Source organism: Pseudocitrobacter sp. 2023LY-00077, assembly GCF_055796175.1.
Window position 1 is genome coordinate 239,097 of sequence record NZ_JBSPEI010000004.1, and the last position, 20,675, is coordinate 259,771.

At 57.8% G+C, this 20,675-nt stretch carries 15 protein-coding genes; 11 read left to right on the plus strand and 4 right to left on the minus strand.

Features of this window, described 5'->3' with window-relative positions; genetic code table 11:
* Positions 1-46 precede the first annotated feature (46 nt).
* Positions 47-958 (minus strand): muramoyltetrapeptide carboxypeptidase, encoded by a 912-nt coding sequence (ldcA, locus tag ACWWFX_RS07500; RefSeq protein ID WP_473223511.1) that lies wholly within the window; start codon positions 956-958, stop codon positions 47-49.
* A gap of 94 nt (positions 959-1,052) precedes the next feature.
* On the opposite strand from ldcA, the gene emtA reads away from it, so the two are divergent.
* The gene (emtA, locus tag ACWWFX_RS07505; protein WP_015964101.1) at positions 1,053-1,664 is read left to right on the plus strand and encodes a membrane-bound lytic murein transglycosylase EmtA; all 612 of its coding nucleotides are present in this window, start codon (positions 1,053-1,055) and stop codon (positions 1,662-1,664) included.
* Here the strand turns inward: emtA and ycgR are convergent, their stop codons facing one another.
* Complete coding sequence (gene ycgR / locus ACWWFX_RS07510) at positions 1,665-2,399, minus strand: flagellar brake protein YcgR (protein ID WP_473223512.1); 735 nt, start codon at positions 2,397-2,399, stop codon at positions 1,665-1,667.
* Positions 2,400-2,662: 263 nt separating this feature from the next.
* Between ycgR and ACWWFX_RS07515 the strand changes: the two genes are divergently transcribed.
* Together ACWWFX_RS07515 and ACWWFX_RS07520 are read left to right on the plus strand one after the other, a co-directional pair.
* On the plus strand, positions 2,663-2,920 hold the full coding sequence (locus tag ACWWFX_RS07515; protein ID WP_015964103.1) for a GlsB/YeaQ/YmgE family stress response membrane protein: 258 nt from the start codon (positions 2,663-2,665) through the stop codon (positions 2,918-2,920).
* Between the two features lie 155 nt (positions 2,921-3,075).
* Positions 3,076-5,178, plus strand: a complete 2,103-nt coding sequence (locus ACWWFX_RS07520) for a TonB-dependent siderophore receptor (protein ID WP_276219954.1) — start codon at positions 3,076-3,078, stop codon at positions 5,176-5,178.
* A gap of 124 nt (positions 5,179-5,302) precedes the next feature.
* Here ACWWFX_RS07520 and ACWWFX_RS07525 read toward each other — a convergent pair whose 3' ends face one another.
* Entirely contained in the window at positions 5,303-6,940 is a 1,638-nt protein-coding gene (locus tag ACWWFX_RS07525) for an alpha,alpha-trehalase (RefSeq protein ID WP_473223513.1), read from the minus strand.
* A 366-nt stretch (positions 6,941-7,306) separates the two neighbouring features.
* Here ACWWFX_RS07525 and atzF point away from each other — a divergent pair, with 366 nt between their 5' ends.
* The 8 genes from atzF (at position 7,307) to urtE (ending at position 18,941) form a co-directional block, all read left to right on the plus strand.
* Positions 7,307-9,109: an allophanate hydrolase gene (gene atzF, locus ACWWFX_RS07530; RefSeq protein ID WP_473223514.1), complete on the plus strand. Its 1,803-nt coding sequence runs from the start codon at positions 7,307-7,309 to the stop codon at positions 9,107-9,109.
* Complete coding sequence (gene uca / locus ACWWFX_RS07535; protein ID WP_473223515.1) at positions 9,102-12,719, plus strand: urea carboxylase; 3,618 nt, start codon at positions 9,102-9,104, stop codon at positions 12,717-12,719. The genes atzF and uca overlap by 8 nt, the downstream gene beginning before the upstream one ends.
* Positions 12,720-12,728: 9 nt before the next feature.
* Positions 12,729-13,403: a GntR family transcriptional regulator gene (locus ACWWFX_RS07540; protein ID WP_473223516.1), complete on the plus strand. Its 675-nt coding sequence runs from the start codon at positions 12,729-12,731 to the stop codon at positions 13,401-13,403.
* Positions 13,404-13,460: 57 nt separating this feature from the next.
* On the plus strand, positions 13,461-14,732 hold the full coding sequence (gene urtA, locus ACWWFX_RS07545; RefSeq protein WP_276219959.1) for an urea ABC transporter substrate-binding protein: 1,272 nt from the start codon (positions 13,461-13,463) through the stop codon (positions 14,730-14,732).
* An 83-nt stretch (positions 14,733-14,815) separates the two neighbouring features.
* Positions 14,816-16,381, plus strand: a complete 1,566-nt coding sequence (gene urtB, locus ACWWFX_RS07550) for an urea ABC transporter permease subunit UrtB (RefSeq protein ID WP_473223517.1) — start codon at positions 14,816-14,818, stop codon at positions 16,379-16,381.
* Positions 16,381-17,457 (plus strand): urea ABC transporter permease subunit UrtC, encoded by a 1,077-nt coding sequence (gene urtC, locus ACWWFX_RS07555; RefSeq protein WP_473223518.1) that lies wholly within the window; start codon positions 16,381-16,383, stop codon positions 17,455-17,457. Before urtB ends, urtC begins: the two co-directional genes overlap by 1 nt.
* A complete protein-coding gene (gene urtD / locus ACWWFX_RS07560) occupies positions 17,450-18,241 on the plus strand; it encodes an urea ABC transporter ATP-binding protein UrtD (RefSeq protein WP_276219962.1) in 792 nt (263 codons plus the stop codon). Before urtC ends, urtD begins: the two co-directional genes overlap by 8 nt.
* Before the next feature lies 1 nt (position 18,242).
* Complete coding sequence (gene urtE, locus ACWWFX_RS07565) at positions 18,243-18,941, plus strand: urea ABC transporter ATP-binding subunit UrtE (RefSeq protein WP_276219963.1); 699 nt, start codon at positions 18,243-18,245, stop codon at positions 18,939-18,941.
* Here the strand turns inward: urtE and prpR are convergent.
* Positions 18,938-20,518 carry a propionate catabolism operon regulatory protein PrpR gene (gene prpR, locus ACWWFX_RS07570; protein ID WP_473223519.1) on the minus strand — a complete coding sequence of 527 codons (1,581 nt, stop codon included), beginning with the start codon at positions 20,516-20,518 and terminating at the stop codon, positions 18,938-18,940. The genes urtE and prpR overlap by 4 nt on opposite strands.
* Positions 20,519-20,675: the final 157 nt, after the last annotated feature.

Consider the following 20,675-nt stretch of genomic DNA (forward strand, 5'->3'; position numbering starts at 1 on the left):
GGATTTATGGGATGCTATATATGTTGCAACATCCCACCAATAAGCCTTAACGAAGGACCGGATGCCCGCTGATGGTCAGTGTGGTTGCGTCTGCCGAGTGTACCAGCTTCGCCTGCGCCCCCAGCGGCAGCGTGACGGTGCGCTGCTCGTGGCCGAAATCGAGCCCGCTGATGACCGGAATCGCCAGCCTTGAACGCAAATAGTCGTACATAGTCTGCAAATCATAACCCGCGTCGTAGTCATTCGGCGTAGCGCCGGTGAAGCTGCCGAGCACGATGGCCTTTTGACGCGGTAGAATACCGGCGTACAACAGTTGCAGCAGCATGCGTTCCACGCGGAAGGGATGTTCGTTGATATCTTCCAGCACCAGAATACCGTCGCTGATTTGCGGCATCCATGGCGTACCCACCAGCGACGTCAGCATCGCCAGATTCCCGCCCCACAGTTTGCCTTCTTCGCGGCACTGCGGACCGTCGCCCGCCCACTCAAGCGTGAAGCTTTCATTGCGCAGCGCCTGCCAGAAGTGATGCACGGTAAAGTCGTTCAGGGCTTCTGCACCAAAATTCCCCGCCAGCATCGGCCCGCTGAAGGTGATGACGTCACCTTTTGCCAGCAGCCCCATCTGAATGGCAGTGAAATCGCTGTGGCCGCAGATAAGTAGTGGATCCTGCTGCTGGCGCGCGATTAGCGACGGCCAGTCGATGGCATCCAGCAGACGGCTTGCGCCGTAGCCGCCGCGTACCGCCAGCACTATCTGATTTTTACCTTTTAGTTCAGCGAGTTGATTGATATCGGCAAGACGTTCACTTTCGACGCCCGCAAAGCGCTGGCTGCGCCGGGGAATGACCTGCTGGTGGTTGACCTGATGCCCTGCGCTTATCAGTCGGTTAACGCCCATTTCGGCGGCGGATTGATTGATGCAGTAGCCCGACGGGGCGATCAGATGAAACTGTGACATGGCAATTCCTTGCAGAGAACGAAACGAGTATCATGCCGCCTGAACCCGTTATTGTCATTACTGGCGACATACTTGAGCTAAAAAGGATAGTTGCGTGAAATTGAGATGGTTTGCTTTTTTAATTGTGTTACTTGCCGGATGCAGTTCAAAACAGGATTACAAAAATCCGCCCTGGGACCCACAGGTGCCGGTGAAGCGCGCAATGCAATGGATGCCGATTAGCGAAAAAGCCGGTGCGGCGTGGGGCGTAAGCCCGCGTTTGATCACCGCCATCATTGCGGTCGAGTCTGGCGGCAATCCGAATCTGGTCAGTAAATCCAACGCCGTCGGCCTGATGCAGTTGAAGGCGTCCACCTCCGGGCTGGACGTTTACCGGCATATGGGCTGGAGCGGTCAACCGTCAACCAGCGAGCTGAAAAACCCGGAGCGTAATATCTCCATGGGGGCGGCTTATCTGAGCATACTGGAACATGGCTCGCTGGCAGGCATTAAGGACCCGGAAGTGATGCAGTACGCGCTGATGGTCTCTTATGCCAACGGCGCGGGCGCGCTGTTGCGGACGTTCTCCTCCGATCGCAAAAAAGCGATCAGCAAAATCAACGATCTGGATAAAGACGAGTTCTTCGAACACGTCGTCGAAAACCATCCGGCTCCGCAGGCGCCGCGCTATATCTGGAAAATGCAGAAAGCGATGGATGCGATGTAACTAGTCGCGAACCTTGTTGGCGCGTTCACGCGCTTCTCGCTCCAGCGAAAAAATAATACGCTGGAGCGAGCGTTCTGCCGCCGGGTTAACGTTGAGAAAACGCAAACTCAACCGTGGCGTACTCACCGTTTCGTTTTTATGATCGACCACTCTTCGCTCACTGACCGCAATCAGCTGCGCATCAAAATGAAATTTTCCCCATTGCCCCATATCCAGCTCCAGCTGGGAAAAACGCATTCCCGGCTGTAAATGGCTTTCCGGCTGACTCTCCAGCAGTGCCCCCATCCCTCCCAGCGACAGGTCAAAAAGCCGAAAATGCAGCGCCTGATTACCAGGGAGTTGGGCTTTGCCAAAGTAGGGCGGATGCAGCGGGGCCGCGATGCGGAAATACTCACGTCGCTGTATAAACCAAAGTGTCGGCGGAACGGGAACAATAAACGCCGGCAGCCCCTGATATTCTCCCGCCTGCAACTGTGTCACCGTGAATTCCATTTTAGCGCCGGCGGTTTCGGCGGTGATGGTGACGTTTTCCACCCGCTGTACTGCGCGGTTCTCGTATTCCTGACTGCCAAAATCGACTATCAGCGCGGTTTTGCTCACCTCCAGAAGGCGACTGATAAATTGCCCGCTTCCCCACGAGACGCGTAGCGGAACGTCATCGCGATGAAGATCGCGCAGAATATTCAAAACGGCCAGCGGGTTTTGTTTCAGGAATTGCGAAGGGTATTGATTCATCTGCTATCTCTTCTGGAGGATAAACCGTCTGGTTGTTATCGGTTTACGTCCAGGAAACTTCAGCCCCGGTAAAAAAAATTTTTGTTCGCTTTCTGCGCGGCGTGCGGGCGGGAAGGGCCTGTTCAGGTCAAACATATTCAGCATATGAATAAAATATAAGCGCGGCGGCGAGATTTTTAAGAGTAATTACCTATACTTGAAACATTAGCGGCGCAGAATGTCGGCGCTTTTTTTGAGGTTTTTTTAATTGGAGGATGGTGAAAATGGGTGTTATTGCCTGGATTATTTTTGGTCTTATTGCGGGTGTTATTGCCAAACTGATTATGCCGGGGAAAGACGGCGGCGGCTTTATTCTGACCTGCCTGCTGGGGATCGTCGGTGCGGTCGTGGGCGGCTGGATTGCCACCACGCTGGGCTTTGGCGATCGCGCGATGGGCTTTGATATGCACAGCTTCCTGGTTGCCGTTGTGGGCGCCATTGTCGTGCTGGGTATCTTCCGCTTCCTGCGCCGCAACAACTAAGCATCACGCTTCAACGGCCCCATTCGGGGCCGTTTTTCTTCCTTTTTGTTGATTCCCCACAAATTTTTCAGACTCTGTGCATCTGGCTATTGCGCGTTAAATAAAAATGAGAATAATTGGCATTCTTTATTCTAATAATTGGTCAGACAAACATTATGCGCTTTGCCTATCGTACGCTCTCGGGAATGATTACACTTGCTCTCGCCACACCGGCCCTGGCCGACAACGCTGAAACCACTATGGTCGTCACCGGTTCACAGGGGAGCAGTGAACTGCCCGTCTGGACCAACAGCGCCACCAAATCCGCTGTTGCGGAGAGCAAAACGCCGCAGGTCATCAATACCATCAGCGAGAAAGAAATTACTCAACGTCACGCTAACTCGGTCAATGAAATTCTGCGCTACGCACCGGGCGTCTCGACGGAAGTGCGCGGCAGCACCAGCTACATGAGCGAATATAAAATTCGTGGCTTTACCGTCGACAATGAATTTTATAACGGCCTGCAATTGCCCTATAACGTCAATGGCAACACCAAAGCGCGTATTGACCCGCTGCTGATTGAAAACGTGGATATTCTGAAGGGGCCGTCTTCGGTGCTTTATGGCAACGGTTCGCCGGGTGGTCTGGTGAACATCCAGGGAAAAAAACCGCAAACCGAGCCGCGCACGGAAGTAGGGTTTAACACCGGCACGCGCAACCTGAAAGAGGGGTATCTGGATTCCACCGGACGTATCCTCGACAGCGACTGGAGCTATCGCCTGCTGGGCAAAGCGCGTGAAGGCGATGACCAGCCGCACACCACGCGTTACGAAGATTATCTGGTTGCGCCGAGCATCACCTGGCAGCCCGATAACAAAACGCGTCTGACATTTGACGCGCTGGCGCAAAATACGCCGAGCCTGACGCCGTCCAATCCATTACCGCTTTCGTATCTGCGTTCCAGCTATGCCGGGCGTCGCGATTTTGCGGGTGATAAGTGGAGCGGTTTCGAACAGCGCCAGTGGATGGTGGGTTATAGCTTCGAGCATGAGTTTGACAGCGGTTGGGGCATCGCCCAGAAAGCGCGTTATTTTGACATCGATACTCATCAGCGCAGCGCTTATTCCACCGGAAATGCGGGCAGCGCCAACGTCTATGAACTTAACCGCTTTGCCTATACCACCGATGAAGATCTGCACAGCTTTAATATCGATAACCAGGTCAGTAAAACCTTCGCGCTGGGTGACTGGCAGCATCACCTGCTGGCGGGGTTCGATTACCAGAAACTGAATTCGCACTATAACTATCGCTACGCCTCGACCACGCCGGGCATCGATATGCTGCATCCGGATTACTCGCAGATCACCAGTGATAATTTAGGGCTCTACACCGCGCAGAAAAATCGTCTTTCTTACAACCAGAAGGGCTATTACTTCCAGGATCAGGTGGAGTTCGGCGGCCTGAATATTCTTGGTAGCATTCGCTATGATGAGTACCAGTCCGCTACCACGGATTATCTCAATGACCAGCAAAAAGCGTGGATCTCGCAGGATCGCGTGACTAAACGTCTGGGCGCGCTGTATGCCTTTGAAAATGGTCTGTCACCGTTTATCAGCTACTCAGAAGGTTTCCTGCCGGTATCGCCGCGCGGTAACCTGACCGCGCAGGATGTGAAACCGACCACCAGCAAGCAGCTGGAGGGCGGCGTGAAATACCTGCTGGCTGATTACGCGACGACCTTTACCGCGTCGGTGTTTAATATTCGCCAGAAAAACGTGGTGAGCGCGGACCCAAGCTGGAACTACCGCCAGACGGGGGAGATTGAATCGAAAGGCGCGGAGCTCTCCGTCGTCAGCCGTCCAACGGACAATATCAATCTGATTGCCAACTACGCCTATACGCACGCTATCAACACCGAGGATGAAACTTACGAAGGTAAGCGTCCGACGCAGGTCCCGGAGAATGCGTTTAACCTGTGGGGCGATTACACCTTTGACAGCAGCTTATTCAGCGGATTAACCGTGGGCGCGGGGGTACGCTACACCGGGCCGATGGAGATTTCTCCGGCCAATAACGAAGGCAAGCTGGGCGGTACGACGCAGTATGATATGGCGGTATCGTACGATATGTCGGCTATCGACAGCAGCCTGAACGGCTTGATGCTGAAGGCCAGCGCGCAGAACCTGACCAACAAAGAAACCTTCAGTTGCTACGACAGCACCAACTGCTGGATTGGCCGCGACCGCACGGTGCAGGTGGGGGCGAGTTATACGTTTTGATGGGGGGATTTTTCCCCCTCACCCTAACCCTCTCCCGCAGGGAGAGGGGACCGACCGTGCCAGTATTGCAGACCTGCGCTGGTTTTCTCCCTCTCCCTGAGGGAGAGGGCGGGGTGAGGGTGCATTACTTCGCCGCCTGAACCGGCGCATCCGGCACCGTATCGCACGGTTTCTCTTTCGGGCAAATCAAATCCAGCATCTTCAGCGTTACGCCGTTGGTCCAGCCAAAACCATCCTGCAACGGATATTCACCGCCGCCGCCGCCCGTCCCGGTGGAAGTAATGTCATATTTTTCCACCAGTTTTTTCTCCTTGTCATAGGTGTGCTGCACGTTGCTCAGGAAGCGCCAGGTGACGTCCATCGCCACTTTCTCCTGACCATAGTTCTGCAACCCTTCCACGGCGACCCACTGTAACGGCGCCCAGCCGTTTGGCGCATCCCACTGTTGCCCGCTGTTAATGGTAGTAGTGGTAATGCCGCCCGGTTTTAACAACCGGCTTTCCGTCGCTGCCGCTACTTTTGTCGCCCGTTCATGCGAAGCGGCATTCACGTACAGCGGGAACAGGGCGGCAGCGGTCAGCTGATTACGCACCTTGTGCGACTTCAGATCGTAATCGGCGTACCAGCCCTCTTTATCGTTCCACAGATATTTTTCGATAGCCTTCTGGCGCGCGTTAGCTTCGGTATCGTACTGGTTACTTTTCGCCGTATCACCCGCAGCTTTACTCCCCTCGGCAATCAGTTTTTCCATCTTATACATCAGCGCGTTCAGATCGACCGGCACGATGCTGGTGGTGCGAATGGTGCCCAGTTGCTGTGGGTTATCCATCCAGCGCGAGCTGAAATCCCAACCCGATGCGGCGGCGGAGCGCAGGTCGCGATAGATTTCCGTGGCGGGTCGATTTGGGTTTTTCTTCGCGGTAGTCACATCATCAAGCCACGATTCCGGACGCGGGGTGTCGTTATCATCCCAGTAGCGGTTGAGCAGCGTGCCGTCGCGCAGTTTGACCACCCGCTTGTTGGCGTCGCCAGGCTGAAGACTTTCCGCGCCGTCCATCCAGTACGCGTGCTCTTTTTCCATCTGTGGCAGATAGGTTTTCAGCGCATCGCTGTCATGTTTTGCCAGTAACTCAACCATCAGCGAGAAAAATGGCGGTTGCGAACGGCTTAAGTAGTAGCTGCGGTTGCCATTAGGGATATGCCCCCAGGTGTCGATTTCATAAGCGAAGTTCGCCACCATATCCGCCACTTTATCCCAGTGCCCGCTCTCCGCCAGGCCAAGCATGGTGAAGTAGCTATCCCAGTAATAAACCTCACGAAAGCGTCCGCCGGGCACGACATACGGTTTCGGTAGCGGCAGCAGGGAGCTCCACTTTTCCGCCGTTTCGCTGGTGCGGGTCAGCACCGGCCACAGGCCATCAATATGCTGGCGCAGCGTTTGCCCTTTGGGCGGCACATAGGTTTCGCCCGCCTGCGGTAGCGCAAAGTTCATCTCTACAAAGTGGCGCAGGTCAAAGCTGGTCTGACTCTTCTGCATGCGGTAATCCGCGAGGATCATCAACGGGTCGCTTTTAGGCACCGCGTCGGCGAAGGTTTTTTGATCGGGAAAGAGTGTCGCGCTTTGCACATCATTAAACAGCGGCCCAAGCAGAATATCAGGGGAGGCCGGGTACTCCTCCTGCGCCTGTGCGGCAAAGGCCAGCAGCAGGGCGCTTAACGTCAGGGTGTGGCGCGCAACAGGATGCGCAGCAATGTTCTTCATCGGTTTTCTCCATTTCGGCAAACAGCAGGAGTGCTGCAATCAACCTGATGAAAACCTTAGTTGAAATTCCTCTTCACCGTGGCGATTTGCGTGATTAATTGCTGTTTTTTCAGCGCGGATCGCATTGCGTCAGGTTAAAAAAAGAAAGCGGGTTATTCATTGGAATATCTTTTCGCTGTCTTGCTGGTCATTATTTTTACTGATGATTATTTGCACAGTTATCGCTCATGCATGTTCTGAAAGGGTGCAGTTAATTCTTATAAATAATAAGGGTGATAAGTTAATTTGTTTTAAAACAGTAGGTTAATTATTTGGCATGCCGGTTGCTATATGAATTCCATCTTGTATACCAACAGGAATTCCAACATGGCAGTGATGACCGGAAAAACACTTGGCGAATGGCAACAGGCCATTGCGCGTAATAGTGACAACGTATTTGCCTTATTAAATGACCATCTTCAGTCTCTGACTGCGCAGGATAATGCGTGGATCGTGCTTGCCAGCGAAACGCAGCTTCGCGAGCAAATAGACGCTCTGTTACCGCAATACCAACAGCAGCCAGAACGTTATCCGCTGTTTGGTATTCCCTTTGCGATTAAAGACAACGTTGATGCCGCTGGCTGGCCAACGACCGCAGCCTGCCCGGCGATTGCCCAGATCGCAGAACGCGATGCCACTGCGGTGGCGAAACTGAAAGCGGCGGGCGCGATCCTTATCGGTAAAACTAACCTGGACCAGTTTGCGACCGGGCTGGTGGGCACGCGATCTCCATACGGTGCCGTCGCGAATGCGTTTAATCCGGCTTATGTGAGCGGCGGTTCCAGCTCTGGCTCTGCGTCGGTGGTAGCGCGCGGGCTGGTGCCGTTTTCATTAGGCACCGACACTGCCGGTTCAGGCCGCGTGCCCGCCGGGTTCAACAATATTGTCGGGCTGAAGCCGACCAAAGGCTGGCTCTCAGCGACCGGTGTTTTCCCGGCCTGCCGTCTGAACGACACGCTTTCGGTGTTTGCCCTCACGGTGGATGACGCCTGGCAGGTTGCCACGCTCGCCGGAGGGTTCGACTCCGGGGATGCCTATTCCAGAATCAACCCGGCCGCTGCGCCTGCGACTTTTTCGCAAAACCCGGTACTCGCCATTCCGGATGCGCTGGTTTTCTTTGACGATAGTGCGGCAGAGCAGGCCTGGCAGGCGGCGCTCGGTGCGCTGCGCGAAAGCGGCGTGACCTTAAAGCCCATCGATTTCTCGGCGTTCTATCAACTGGCGGAACAGCTTTACCAGGGCCCGTGGGTGGCCGAGCGCACCGTGGCGGTGGGTGACACGCTGAATCACCCGGAGCAGATGGACCCTACGGTGCATACCATCATCGCCGCAGGCCTGAACTACAGCGCCGTTGAGGCTTTTAAAGCCGAATATCTGCGGGCAGAGCTGGCACGCAAGATTCAGACCGCCCTCGCCGAGGTTGATGCGCTGGTGGTGCCGACGTCACCGACCATACACACCCTGGCTGATATGGCGCGCGAGCCCATTCGCTTTAATTCGCAGTTTGGCACCTACACCAATTTCACCAACCTTGCCGATCTCAGCGCCCTTGCGCTGCCTGCCCCGTTCCGTGCGGATGGCTTACCTGCTGGCATTACGCTGCTCGCCCCGGCCTGGCATGACCGCGCGCTGGCCGATTTTGGCCGCCGCTGGCAGCAACAGCTGGCCCTGCCGCTCGGTGCGACCGGGCATGCCTTCCCGGCCATCTCTCCAACGTTGCCGCCTTCCGCGCATCACGTTCGCGTCGCCGTGGTCGGCGCACATCTGCGCGGCATGCCGCTCAACTTCCAGCTGATTCAGCGCGATGCGGTGTTTGTTGAAGCGACAGAAACCGCTCCCTGCTATCGGCTTTTTGCACTGGCGAACACGCAGCCGCCGAAACCAGGTATTGCGCGTGACGCCGATGGCGCAGCCATCCAGGTGGAACTGTGGGATATCCCGCTGGCGCGCTTTGGCGAGTTTGTCGCTGAAATTCCCGCCCCGCTGGGGATTGGCTCGCTGGAACTGGCTGACGGGCGCTGGGTGAAAGGCTTTATCTGCGAACCGGCGGCGTTGAATGACGCCACCGATATCACTGAATTCAAAGGCTGGCGCCACTGGGTTGGCCGCAAGGAGACGCATCATGTTTAATACTGTCCTGATCGCCAACCGAGGGGAAATTGCCTGCCGTGCGATTCGCACGTTAAAGCGCCTTGGCATCACCAGCGTCGCGGTCTATTCCGACGCGGATAAAAACGCGGAACACGTTAAACAGGCGGATATCGCGCTGGCGCTGGGCGGAGAGAAAGCCAGCGACTGCTATCTGCGCATCGACAAAATCATTGCCGCCGCGCAGGAAAGCGGGGCGCAGGCCATCTGGCCGGGCTACGGTTTTCTCTCTGAAAGCCTGGCGTTTGCCGATGCCTGCGAGCAGGCGGGTATCGCGTTTGTCGGCCCCACGGCGCAGCAGATTGGCGAGTTCGGGTTAAAGCACCGGGCGCGCGAACTGGCGGCGCAGGCGGGCGTGCCGATGACGCCGGGAACCGGGCTGCTGGACACCGTTGAAGAGGCGCTAAACGCGGCGCAGAACATTGGCTATCCGGTGATGCTTAAAAGTACGGCGGGTGGCGGCGGTATCGGCCTGACACGCTGCGCCGACCAGGAGGCGCTGGTGCAGGCGTGGGAGAGCGTGCGTCGTCTCGGCGAACAGTTCTTTAGCGATGCCGGCGTCTTTATCGAACGCTGTATCGATCGTGCCCGTCACATCGAAGTGCAGATCTTTGGTGATGGCAACGGCAATGTTGTTGCCCTGGGCGAGCGCGACTGCTCTCTTCAGCGGCGCAATCAGAAGGTCGTTGAAGAGACGCCCGCGCCGAATCTGCCGCAAGCCACGCGCGAAGCACTACTGAATGCCGCCGTTGAGCTGGGCAAGCTGGTGAATTACCGCAGCGCAGGTACGGTGGAATTTATCTATGACCCCGAACAGGACGCGTTCTACTTCCTCGAAGTGAACACCCGTTTGCAGGTGGAGCATCCGGTAACCGAGTGCGTCACCGGGCTTGATTTGGTGGAGTGTATGCTGCGCGTCGCCGCAGGCGAAAGCATCGACTGGGCGCGTCTGGCGCAAGCCCCGCAGGGTGCGGCGATGGAAGTGCGCATCTATGCGGAAAATCCGCTGAAGACCTTCCAGCCGAGCCCCGGCGTGCTAACGGAAGTCACTTTCCCGGATGGTGTGCGCATTGACAGCGGCGTGACGACAGGCAGCGAAGTCTCTGCATTTTACGACCCGATGATCGCCAAGCTGATCGTGCATGCGGATACCCGCGAGGCGGCGCTGGAGAAACTGGCGCTGGCGCTGAATGCCACGCGGTTGCACGGTATTACCACCAATCTCGATTATCTGCGCCAGATAACCTCAAGCGTGGCGTTCACGGAAGGCCGCGTCTGGACGCGCTGGCTCGATAGCGTGGAAGCAGAATCTCCGGTAATTGAAGTGCTGCAACCGGGCACCTGGAGCAGCATTCAGGATTATCCGGGGCGCCTTGGTTACTGGGATATCGGCGTACCGCCGTCCGGGCCGATGGATGATTACGCCTTTCGGCTGGCGAACCGCATTGTCGGCAATCACCATACCGCCGCCGGGCTGGAATTTACGCTTCAGGGGCCAGTGCTGCGCTTTCACACGGATGCGGTCATTGCCCTCACCGGGGCTGATTGTCAGGCGCTGCTGGATGAAACCCGCGTGCCGCTCTGGCAGCCGGTCACGGTTAAGCGTGGGCAAACCCTCAGCCTTGGGCGCGCCAAAGCGGGGTGTCGCGCTTATCTCGCCGTACGTAACGGTTTTGATGTGCCGGAGTATCTCGGAAGCCGTTCCACCTTTGCGCTGGGGCAGTTTGGCGGCCATGCCGGACGTACGCTGAAAGTGGCCGATCTGCTGCCCGTTTCGCGCCCGGAACTGAATGCCTGCACCACGCCTGCACCGGTGAGCGAACCGCAGGCGCTGGCGGCGTCGCTGGTGCCAGAGTATGGCGATAGCTGGCGTATCGGCGTGCTGTATGGCCCGCACGGCGCGCCGGATTTCTTCAGCCAAAAATCGATTGATGACTTTTTCGCCAGCGAATGGCAGGTGCATTACAACTCAAATCGTCTGGGCGTGCGACTGGTTGGCCCAAAACCTGAGTGGACTCGCCCGGACGGCGGCGAAGCCGGATTGCACCCCTCCAACGTGCATGACTGCGAATACGCCATTGGCGCGATTAATTTTACCGGCGACTTCCCGGTGATCCTCACGCGCGATGGGCCAAGCCTGGGGGGATTTGTCTGCCCGGTCACCATTGCCAAAGCGGAGCTGTGGAAAGTGGGGCAGGTGAAGCCCGGCGACACGATTCGCTTCTACCCAATAAGCGTGGCCGATGCCGTCGCACGGGAAAAGGCGATGGATCGCACGATCGATACGCTCCAGTCCAGCCATCTGGCGACATTTGCCGTGCCATCGCTGGCCGCGCGTGATGGCGTCTCGGCGGCGGCGCTGGTGTCGTTACCGGCCAGCGCGACAACGCCTGCCATCGTCTATCGCCAGGCGGGGGATAATTACATCCTGATTGAATACGGTGACAACGTTCTCGATCTGGCACTGCGCCTGCGTGTGCATCTGCTGATGGCGCGGCTGAACGATTTATCGCATCCGGGCATTAAAGAACTTTCGCCGGGCGTGCGCTCGTTACAGGTGCGCTACGACAGCCGGGAAATCAGCCAGCAGGCGCTGGTGGCGATTCTGCTGGAGCAGGAGTCGCACATGGGCGATGTCAGCGATATGAAAGTCCCGTCGCGCATCGTCTGGCTGCCGATGGCTTTTGAAGATACCGCCACGCTGGACGCCGTCAGCCGCTATCAGGATACGGTTCGCGCCCGCGCGCCGTGGCTGCCAAATAACGTTGATTTCATTCAACGCATCAATGGGCTGGCGAGCCGCGAGGCGGTGCGTGACACGATTTTCGATGCCAGCTATCTGATCCTCGGGCTGGGCGATGTTTACCTCGGCGCACCCTGCGCTGTACCGATTGACCCGCGCCACCGCCTGCTGAGTTCGAAATACAACCCGGCGCGTACCTTTACCGCCGAAGGCACGGTCGGCATTGGCGGCATGTATATGTGTATCTACGGCATGGACTCCCCCGGCGGTTATCAACTGGTGGGGCGCACGCTGCCTATCTGGAACAAATTCCTCAAAAACCGTCAGTTCGAAGCGGGCGAGCCCTGGCTGCTGCGCTTCTTTGACCAGGTGCGCTTCTATCCGGTCAGTGAAAGCGAACTCAATCAACTGCGTGATGATTTCCGCGAAGGCCGCGCCGCCGTGCGCATCGAAGAGAGCGAGTTCGATTTTGCTGAGCATCTGCACTTCCTTGAGGCCAACGCCGAGGAGATCCGAGACTTCCGTGAGAAGCAGGCGCTGGCCTTCGAAAGCGAAGTGGCGCGCTGGCAGCAGGATGAACAAGCCGTCGACGCGGAATGCCCACGCCAGCCCGTCATCGAGGAAGCCGACGATGATGCGTTTGCCGTGACCGGCGATATGAACGGCAATATCTGGAAGGTACTGGTGAAACCGGGCGATGAGGTGACCGAAGGGCAGCCGCTGATCATCGTCGAAGCGATGAAAATGGAACTGGCGATCCACGCACCTCAGGCGGGAACCGTGAAACGCATCGGCTGTCAGCCGGGCCACCCGGTGAGCCCCGGCGATGCGCTGCTGTGGCTGGCGTAAGGAGGCGTAATGGAAAGTAGCAAGCGTAGCCCCGGCCTTGGCGAGCGAATTTATCACGCGCTGAAAAACGACATCTTCGATTTTCGCCTGATGCCCGGTGAGCATTTCAGCGAAAGCGAGATTTCAGAGCGAATGGCCGCCAGCCGTACCCCGGTGCGCCAGGCCCTGTTTCGTCTCGAACAGGAGGGCTACGTGCAGGTGTACAGCCGGAGCGGCTGGCAGGTGAAGCCGTTTGATTTCGCGTGGTTCGAAGCGCTGTACGACTTTCGCATCGTACTGGAGTGTGAAGCAGTTAAGCGCCTGTGCGACATGCCGCTCGCGATGTGCCAGGACCACCTCGCGCCGCTGGTGGAATTCTGGATAGACGCGCCGCGCATGGCACCCGGGAAAACCCTTTCTCGCCATGACGAGGCTTTCCACACCACGCTGGTTCGTGCCAGCGGCAACGAAGAAATGGTGCGCGTGCATATCGAGCTGACGGAAAAGATTCGCATTATTCGCCATCTCGACTTCACCCGCGAGGACCGCGTGGATGCCACCTATCAGGAGCACGCGCGCATTTTGCAGGCGGTGCTGCGTCAGCAAAGGGAAGAAGCGCAGCGCCTGCTGACGGAACACATTTCACAGAGTAAAGCCGAGGTCAGGAAAATTACCCTGCATCGGCCCCAGCAGGCCAGGTTGTAAGACGTTCCCGCTCCGCATGTGCGGAGACATTAATCAATATTATTTAGGGGTTTAGTGATGAAACGACGTTCTTTACTGAAAGCTTTTGCCCTCTCCGCGACTTTTTTGAGCATGGGCTTCTCGTTACAGGCATACGCAGCAGACACCATTAAAGTCGGCATCATGCACTCGCTCTCCGGCACGATGGCGATTTCAGAAACGCCGCTGAAGGATATGGCGCTGATGACCATTGATGAAATCAACGCCAAAGGCGGCGTACTGGGTAAAAAGCTGGAACCGGTAGTGGTTGACCCGGCATCGAACTGGCCGCTGTTCGCGGAGAAAGCGCGCCAGCTGCTGAGCCAGGATAAAGCCGCCGTGGTGTTTGGCTGCTGGACGTCAGTGTCGCGCAAATCGGTGCTGCCGGTATTTGAAGAACTGAACGGCCTGCTGTTCTATCCGGTGCAGTACGAAGGCGAAGAGATGTCGCCAAATGTGTTCTACACCGGGGCGGCGCCGAATCAGCAGGCAATCCCGGCAGTCGAGTACATGATGAGCGAAGACGGTGGCGGGGCGAAGCGCTTCTTCCTGCTGGGCACTGACTACGTTTATCCGCGCACCACCAATAAAATTCTGCGCGCTTTCCTGCATTCAAAAGGCATTCAGGATAAAGACATTGAAGAGGTGTATACGCCGTTTGGTTACAGCGACTATCAAACCATTGTCTCCAGTATCAAAAAATTCTCCGCAGGCGGTAAAACGGCGGTGATCTCCACCATCAACGGCGACTCCAACGTCCCGTTCTACAAAGAGCTGGCGAATCAGGGCATTAAATCCACCGATGTGCCGGTGGTGGCGTTCTCCGTCGGCGAAGAGGAACTGCGCGGCATCGACACCAAACCGCTGGTGGGCCACCTGGCCGCGTGGAACTACTTTGAATCGGTCAGCAACCCGGTGAACACCAAATTCGTGGCGGATTATCGCGCCTATGCCAAAGCGCATAAGTTGCCGAACGCCGATACCGTGGTGACCAACGACCCGATGGAGGCGACCTATGTCGGCATTCATATGTGGGCGCAGGCGGTGGAAAAAGCGGGCACCACGGATGTCGATAAAGTGCGTGAAGCGATGGCGAATCAATCGTTTGCTGCGCCGAGCGGTTTCACCCTCACCATGGATGCCACTAACCACCACCTGCATAAACCGGTGATGATTGGCGAAATCGAGGATAACGGGCAGTTCAACGTGGTGTGGCAGACCGAACAACCGGTGCGCGCGCAGCCGTGGAGCCCGTACATTCCGGGCAATGACAAAAAATCGGAAAGTCCGGTGAAGACGGGCGGTAAATAATCGCAGCGGCGGGGGCGGATGACGCCTCTGCCAACGGTTGGCTGGCCCGGCGTTGTCGGGCCACAAAAGAAGACACCGACACGATGAAAATTTTAAGCTCTCTTTTTATTAGCTGCCTGTTGATGGCAACCTCGGCGCTGGCCGGTCCCGCCGAAGATTACGGCAAGGCGAACCGCAGCCAGCAGGCGCAGTTGCTGCAACAGTGGGCGCAAACGCCGGACGCTTCCCGTCTGACGCTGTTACAGGCGTTGAGCCGTGAAACGGTGGTGATGGACACCCAGGGTCAGCTTTTTTCACAGCGACAGGGCAAACTCACGCCGCTGGAGGGCGACGCTGTGCCCGCAGGCGCGACGAAAAAAGTGTTTATGAATAACCGTCTGCGTGGGCTGGTCGCCAGTGCGCTGTCGGCGCATCAACTGGTGAGCCCGGATGACGCCGTACGGTTGCAGGCGGCGCAGGCGTTGCAGACCAGCGCGCAGGCAGATCAGTTACCGTTCCTCAGCCAGCGTCTGGCCGCTGAGAAAAATGACGCCGTACATCAGGCTCTGGGTATCGCGGTCGCCGGGTTGCAGTTAACCGATAGCCGTCCGGCCCAGCGCCTGCAGGCGGTGAAATTACTGGGCGAGGCCAGCGACCCGCAGGTACAGGCGAGTCTGAACCGTCTCACGCAGCCAGAAAACGAACCGGATGCGGCAGTGCGCGACGCGGCGGCCGATAGCCTGAAACAGATCCAGCAGCGCCTGAAATGGGGTGAGTGGCTGGGGCTGGCGTTTAGCGGCTTATCGCTGGGCTCGATTCTGCTGCTGGCGGCGCTGGGCCTTGCCATTACTTACGGCCTGCTGGGCGTCATCAATATGGCGCACGGAGAAATGCTGATGCTGGGCGCATACGCGACCTGGCTGGTACAGGACGTCTTTGCCCGTTACGCGCCGGACTGGCTGGCGCTTTATCCTCTGGCGGCGCTGCCGGTGGCTTTCGCCATCACTGCCGTGATGGGGATGCTGCTGGAACGCGCCATTATTCGCCATTTGTATGGGCGACCGCTGGAAACGCTGCTGGCGACGTGGGGGATCAGCCTGATGCTGATTCAACTGGTGCGCGTGATATTTGGTACGCAAAACCTGGAGGTGGCGAACCCGGCGTGGTTATCGGGCGGCTGGAACGCGCTGCCGAATCTGGTGCTGCCGTACAACCGGATTGCGGTGATCGTTTTCGTGGCGGGCGTGCTGGCGCTGACCTGGCTGCTGCTCAATAAAACCCGTCTCGGAATGAACGTGCGGGCGGTCACACAGAATCGCCGGATGGCGGACTGCTGCGGCGTGCCGACCGGGCGCGTGGATATGCTGGCGTTTGGGCTGGGTTCCGGCATCGCCGGGCTGGGCGGCGTGGCGTTATCCCAGTTGGGCAACGTGGGGCCGGAGCTGGGGCAGGGGTACATCATCGACTCCTTCCTGGTGGTAGTGACCGGCGGCGTCGGGCAACTGGCGGGAACCGTGGTGGCCGCGCTGGGTCTGGGTGTGCTGAATAAGTTTCTCGAACCGCAGCTTGGTGCGGTGCTGGGGAAAATCGCCATCCTGGTGATGATTGTGCTGTTTATCCAGAAACGGCCGCAGGGGCTGTTTGCCTTCAAAGGGAGGGTGATTGACTGATGAGCCAGCCACTGACACTGACTTTAGCCCGCCGCGCGCCGCGTGTGTCGGGCGCACTCGGCGCGTTGATTTTCATCGTGCTGCTGATTCTGCCCTTTCTGGCGCTGTTGCCTGCGGCGCATCCGCTGGCGGTTTCAACCTACACGCTTACCCTGATGGGCAAAATCCTGTGCTATGCGATTGTCGCCGTGGCTCTGGATCTGGTGTGGGGCTACGCCGGTCTGCTTTCGCTCGGCCACGGGTTGTTCTTCGCCCTGGGCGGCTACGCGATGGGCATGTACCTGATGCGCCAGGCCTCCGGCGACGATTTACCGGCGTTTATGTCATTTCTCTCGTGGACGGAACTGCCATGGTTCTGGGCCGGTACCCAGCACTTTGCCTGGGCGCTGTGCCTGATCGTTCTGGTTCCTGGCCTGCTGGCGCTGCTGTTTGGCTACTTCGCTTTCCGCTCGCGCATCAAAGATGTCTACTTCTCGATCATGACCCAGGCGCTGACCTACGCCGGTATGTTGCTGTTTTTCCGTAACGAAACCGGTTTTGGCGGCAACAACGGCTTTACGGGATTCACCACGATTTTAGGCTTTCCGGTGTCGGCGACGGGCACGCGCATCGCGCTGTTTATCGCCACCGTGTTGCTGCTGGTGGCGGCGCTGGCGATCGGCGTGGCGATCACCCGCAGCAAGTTTGGCCGGGTGCTGACTGGCGTGCGCGATGCGGAGAATCGCCTGATGTTTTGCGGTTACGATCCGCGCGGATTCAAGCTGTTCGTCTGGACGCTGTCAGCGGTGCTGTGTGGGCTGGCGGGGGCGCTGTATGTGCCGCAGGTGGGCATTATCAACCCCAGCGAAATGTCGCCCACTAACTCTATCGAAGCGGCGATTTGGGTGGCGCTCGGCGGCCGCGGATCGCTGATTGGCCCGGTGCTGGGCGCGGGCATTGTGAACGGTGCGAAAAGCTGGTTTACCGTCGCGTTCCCTGACTACTGGCTCTTTTTCCTTGGCCTGATGTTTATTCTGGTGACACTGTTTTTACCGCGCGGCGTGATTGGCCTGCTCAAACGGAGGAAGCATGACTGATTCCCTTTTTACCCAGCCGCTGCCACAGGATCGCTATCGCGAAAAAACCGACCCGGTGCTGCAACTGGAAAAGATCAACGTCACCTTTGACGGCTTTCGTGCATTAACCGATCTCTCGTTGTCCATCGGCGTGGGGGAACTGCGCTGCGTGATTGGCCCTAACGGTGCGGGCAAAACCACGCTAATGGATGTGATTACCGGGAAAACCCAGCCAGATAATGGACGGATTTTTTACGATCAGACTATCGACCTGCGCACCTTATCGCCCGTTGAGATTGCCCGGGCGGGGATTGGCCGCAAGTTTCAGAAACCCACCGTTTTTGAAGCGCTGACGGTGCTGGAAAACCTCGAAATCGCGCAGAAAAATGATAAATCGGTGTGGCATAGCCTGCGCGCTAAACTCAGCGGCGAGCAGCGGGATCGCATCCACGAGGTGCTGCATCTGCTGCGTCTTCTCGACTCCAGCCAGCGCGCCGCGGGGTTGTTATCCCACGGGCAAAAACAGTTTCTGGAAATTGGCATGCTGCTGGTGCAGGAGCCACATCTGTTACTGCTGGATGAACCCGCCGCCGGGCTGACGGATGCGGAAACGGAATACATTGCCGAACTGTTTCGGACGCTGGCAGGAAAGCACTCATTGATGGTGGTTGAGCACGATATGGGATTTGTCGAAAGTATCGCCGACCACGTGACGGTGCTTCATCAGGGACAGGTACTGGCGGAGGGCTCGCTGCGCGACGTACAGGCCAACGAGCAGGTTATTGACGTTTATCTGGGGCGCTAATATGTTGCAGGTTCAGGATCTTAATCAATATTACGGCGGCAGCCACATTCTGCGTGGCTTGTCGTTCGACACCACGCCGGGAGAAATCACCTGTCTGTTAGGGCGCAACGGCGTGGGCAAAACTACACTGCTGAAATGTCTGATGGGCGTTATTCCGGCGAAATCTGGCGAAATCCGCTGGAAAGGGAAGGTGATTAACGGGATGAGGCCGCATCAGCGCGTGCAGCAGGGGATTGCGTATGTGCCGCAGGGGCGCGAAATATTCCCGCGTCTGACGGTGGAAGAAAACTTGTTGATGGGGCTGGCGCGTTTCTCCGGGCGTGACGCAAACGCGGTGCCGCAAGAGATCTATGAACTCTTCCCGGTGCTGCGTGAAATGAAACAGCGACGCGGCGGCGATCTCTCCGGCGGGCAACAGCAGCAACTGGCGATTGGTCGCGCGCTCGCCTGTCGGCCTGAACTGCTGATTCTTGATGAACCCACGGAAGGTATTCAGCCGTCGGTAATCAAAGAGATTGGCGCAGTGATCAGAAGTCTCGCCAGTCGCGGTGACATGGCGATTCTGCTGGTGGAGCAGTTTTATGACTTTGCCGCCGAGCTTGCGGATAACTATCTGGTGATGTCGCGCGGAGCGATTATCCAGCGCGGGCGCGGTGATGAAATGGAGGCGCAGGGCGTGCGCGGGCTGGTGGCGATTTAGCGCGCCTGTTCCTCTTTCAGTCGTCGCCAGAAGGTGGTGCGGCTGACCCCCAGATAACGCGCGGCGGCGCTGCGATCGCCGCCACACTGTGCCAGCGCATCGAGGGCTGACGGCGCAAATGTGAGCGTATTTTCCGCGTCATACAGTTCTGGCAGAAGTGCAGGGAGGTCCCGCTCATCGCCGATCATGTCGCTACTGAGCAGCAGCGCCAGCCGCTCGCAGAGGTTGCGAAGTTCGCGAATGTTGCCCGGCCAGGCGTAGCGCAACAACGGCGGCAGGCAGAGTGCGATGCGTCGATGGAGGGCGTCGCTCAGCGGCGAATCCAGCGCCGCCAGCGATTGCGTCAGGTAGCGTCGCGCCAGCAGGGCGATATCATCGCCACGCTCGCGCAGGGCGGGAACGCGCAGACGCAGAGCGCTGAGGCGGAAAAAGAGATCGGCGCGAAAACGCCCCTCGGCGACGGCTTGCTGCAGGTCGCAATGCGTCGCGCTGATGACACGAAACTCAACGTTCAGCGGCTGCTGACCCCCAACACGTGTCACGCGCTTTTCCTCCAGCACGCGCAGCAGGCGCGTTTGCAGATGCAGCGGCATTTCGCCGATTTCATCAAGGAACAGCGTGCCACCGTTGGCGGTTTCCAGCAAGCCGCTGCGTCCGCCGCGCCGCGAGCCGGTGAATGCGCCTTCTTCATAACCAAACAACTCGGCTTCCAGCAACGACTCCGCAATCGCCCCGCAGTTGATCGCCACAAAGGGCGGCGAGCCACGGCCCGCGCGCGGGCGATGGCGGGCAAAATACTCCTGATGCAGTGCCTGCGCCGCCAGCTCTTTCCCGGTGCCGGTTTCGCCTTCAATTAACACCGCCGCCGGGGATCGCGCATAGAGCAGAATCGTTCGGCGAACCTGTTCCATTATCGCCGATTCCCCCACCAGATCGCCCAGGCCGTAGCGGGTTCGCAGCGTATCGCGTTGGGCGCTGCTGCGGACTGTGCCGGAAAAACGGGTCATATCCAGTGCATCGCTGAACGCCTGGCGCACCGTGGCGGCTGAATAGAGAAAAACTGCCGCCAGCCCGGCCTCTTCGGCGAGTTCGGTCACTAACCCCGCGCCGACCACCACGCGGATCCCGGAGGCTTTTAATTCGGTTATCTGGCTACGGGCATCCTCTTCGGTGACGTAGCTGCGCTGTTCAAGCGGCAACTGGAAGCTTTTCTGAAACTCCTGCAGGGCAGGCAGCGGCGCTTTGTAGGTAATGACGCCGATCCGGTCGGCTACGCGGCGTGCTTTGCCCAGCGCCTGTAACAGATCAAACCCGCCCGGACGGATCAGGATAACCGGCACCGAGAGGCGACTCTTCAGATACGCTCCGTTTGAACCGGCGGCAATAATCGCGTCGCAATGTTCAGTGGCCAGTTTCTGGCGGATGTACTGCACCGCTTTCTCAAAACCGAGCTGAATCGGCGTAATGGTCGCCAGATGGTCGAACTCAAGGCTGATATCGCGGAACAGATCAAACAGGCGCGTCACTGAGACGGTCCAGATAACCGGTTTCGCAGCTGGCGTGATGTTATCGGTCATGACAACGCACTCAAATGAGGGAGACCTGATCTGTTGTAGTTGTGTTTCATGGATGTTTCAAAAACAGAGGGTGAAACAATCTCTGAAACGTTAGCTGAAGCGCTTTACCCTCATGTTTGAGCGATATGGTGAGAAAGAATATATTCAACATCATGAT

What these genes read in the sequence shown, in the direction of transcription:
- ldcA (WP_473223511.1), bottom strand. Translation starts at nt 958, where the DNA reads ATGTCACAGTTTCATCTGATCGCCCCGTCGGGCTACTGCATCAATCAA.
- ycgR (WP_473223512.1), bottom strand. Translation starts at nt 2,399, where the DNA reads ATGAATCAATACCCTTCGCAATTCCTGAAACAAAACCCGCTGGCCGTT.
- ACWWFX_RS07515 (WP_015964103.1), top strand. Translation starts at nt 2,663, where the DNA reads ATGGGTGTTATTGCCTGGATTATTTTTGGTCTTATTGCGGGTGTTATT.
- ACWWFX_RS07520 (WP_276219954.1), top strand. Translation starts at nt 3,076, where the DNA reads ATGCGCTTTGCCTATCGTACGCTCTCGGGAATGATTACACTTGCTCTC.
- ACWWFX_RS07525 (WP_473223513.1), bottom strand. Translation starts at nt 6,940, where the DNA reads ATGAAGAACATTGCTGCGCATCCTGTTGCGCGCCACACCCTGACGTTA.
- atzF (WP_473223514.1), top strand. Translation starts at nt 7,307, where the DNA reads ATGGCAGTGATGACCGGAAAAACACTTGGCGAATGGCAACAGGCCATT.
- uca (WP_473223515.1), top strand. Translation starts at nt 9,102, where the DNA reads ATGTTTAATACTGTCCTGATCGCCAACCGAGGGGAAATTGCCTGCCGT.
- ACWWFX_RS07540 (WP_473223516.1), top strand. Translation starts at nt 12,729, where the DNA reads ATGGAAAGTAGCAAGCGTAGCCCCGGCCTTGGCGAGCGAATTTATCAC.
- urtA (WP_276219959.1), top strand. Translation starts at nt 13,461, where the DNA reads ATGAAACGACGTTCTTTACTGAAAGCTTTTGCCCTCTCCGCGACTTTT.
- urtB (WP_473223517.1), top strand. Translation starts at nt 14,816, where the DNA reads ATGAAAATTTTAAGCTCTCTTTTTATTAGCTGCCTGTTGATGGCAACC.
- urtC (WP_473223518.1), top strand. Translation starts at nt 16,381, where the DNA reads ATGAGCCAGCCACTGACACTGACTTTAGCCCGCCGCGCGCCGCGTGTG.
- urtD (WP_276219962.1), top strand. Translation starts at nt 17,450, where the DNA reads ATGACTGATTCCCTTTTTACCCAGCCGCTGCCACAGGATCGCTATCGC.
- urtE (WP_276219963.1), top strand. Translation starts at nt 18,243, where the DNA reads ATGTTGCAGGTTCAGGATCTTAATCAATATTACGGCGGCAGCCACATT.
- prpR (WP_473223519.1), bottom strand. Translation starts at nt 20,518, where the DNA reads ATGACCGATAACATCACGCCAGCTGCGAAACCGGTTATCTGGACCGTC.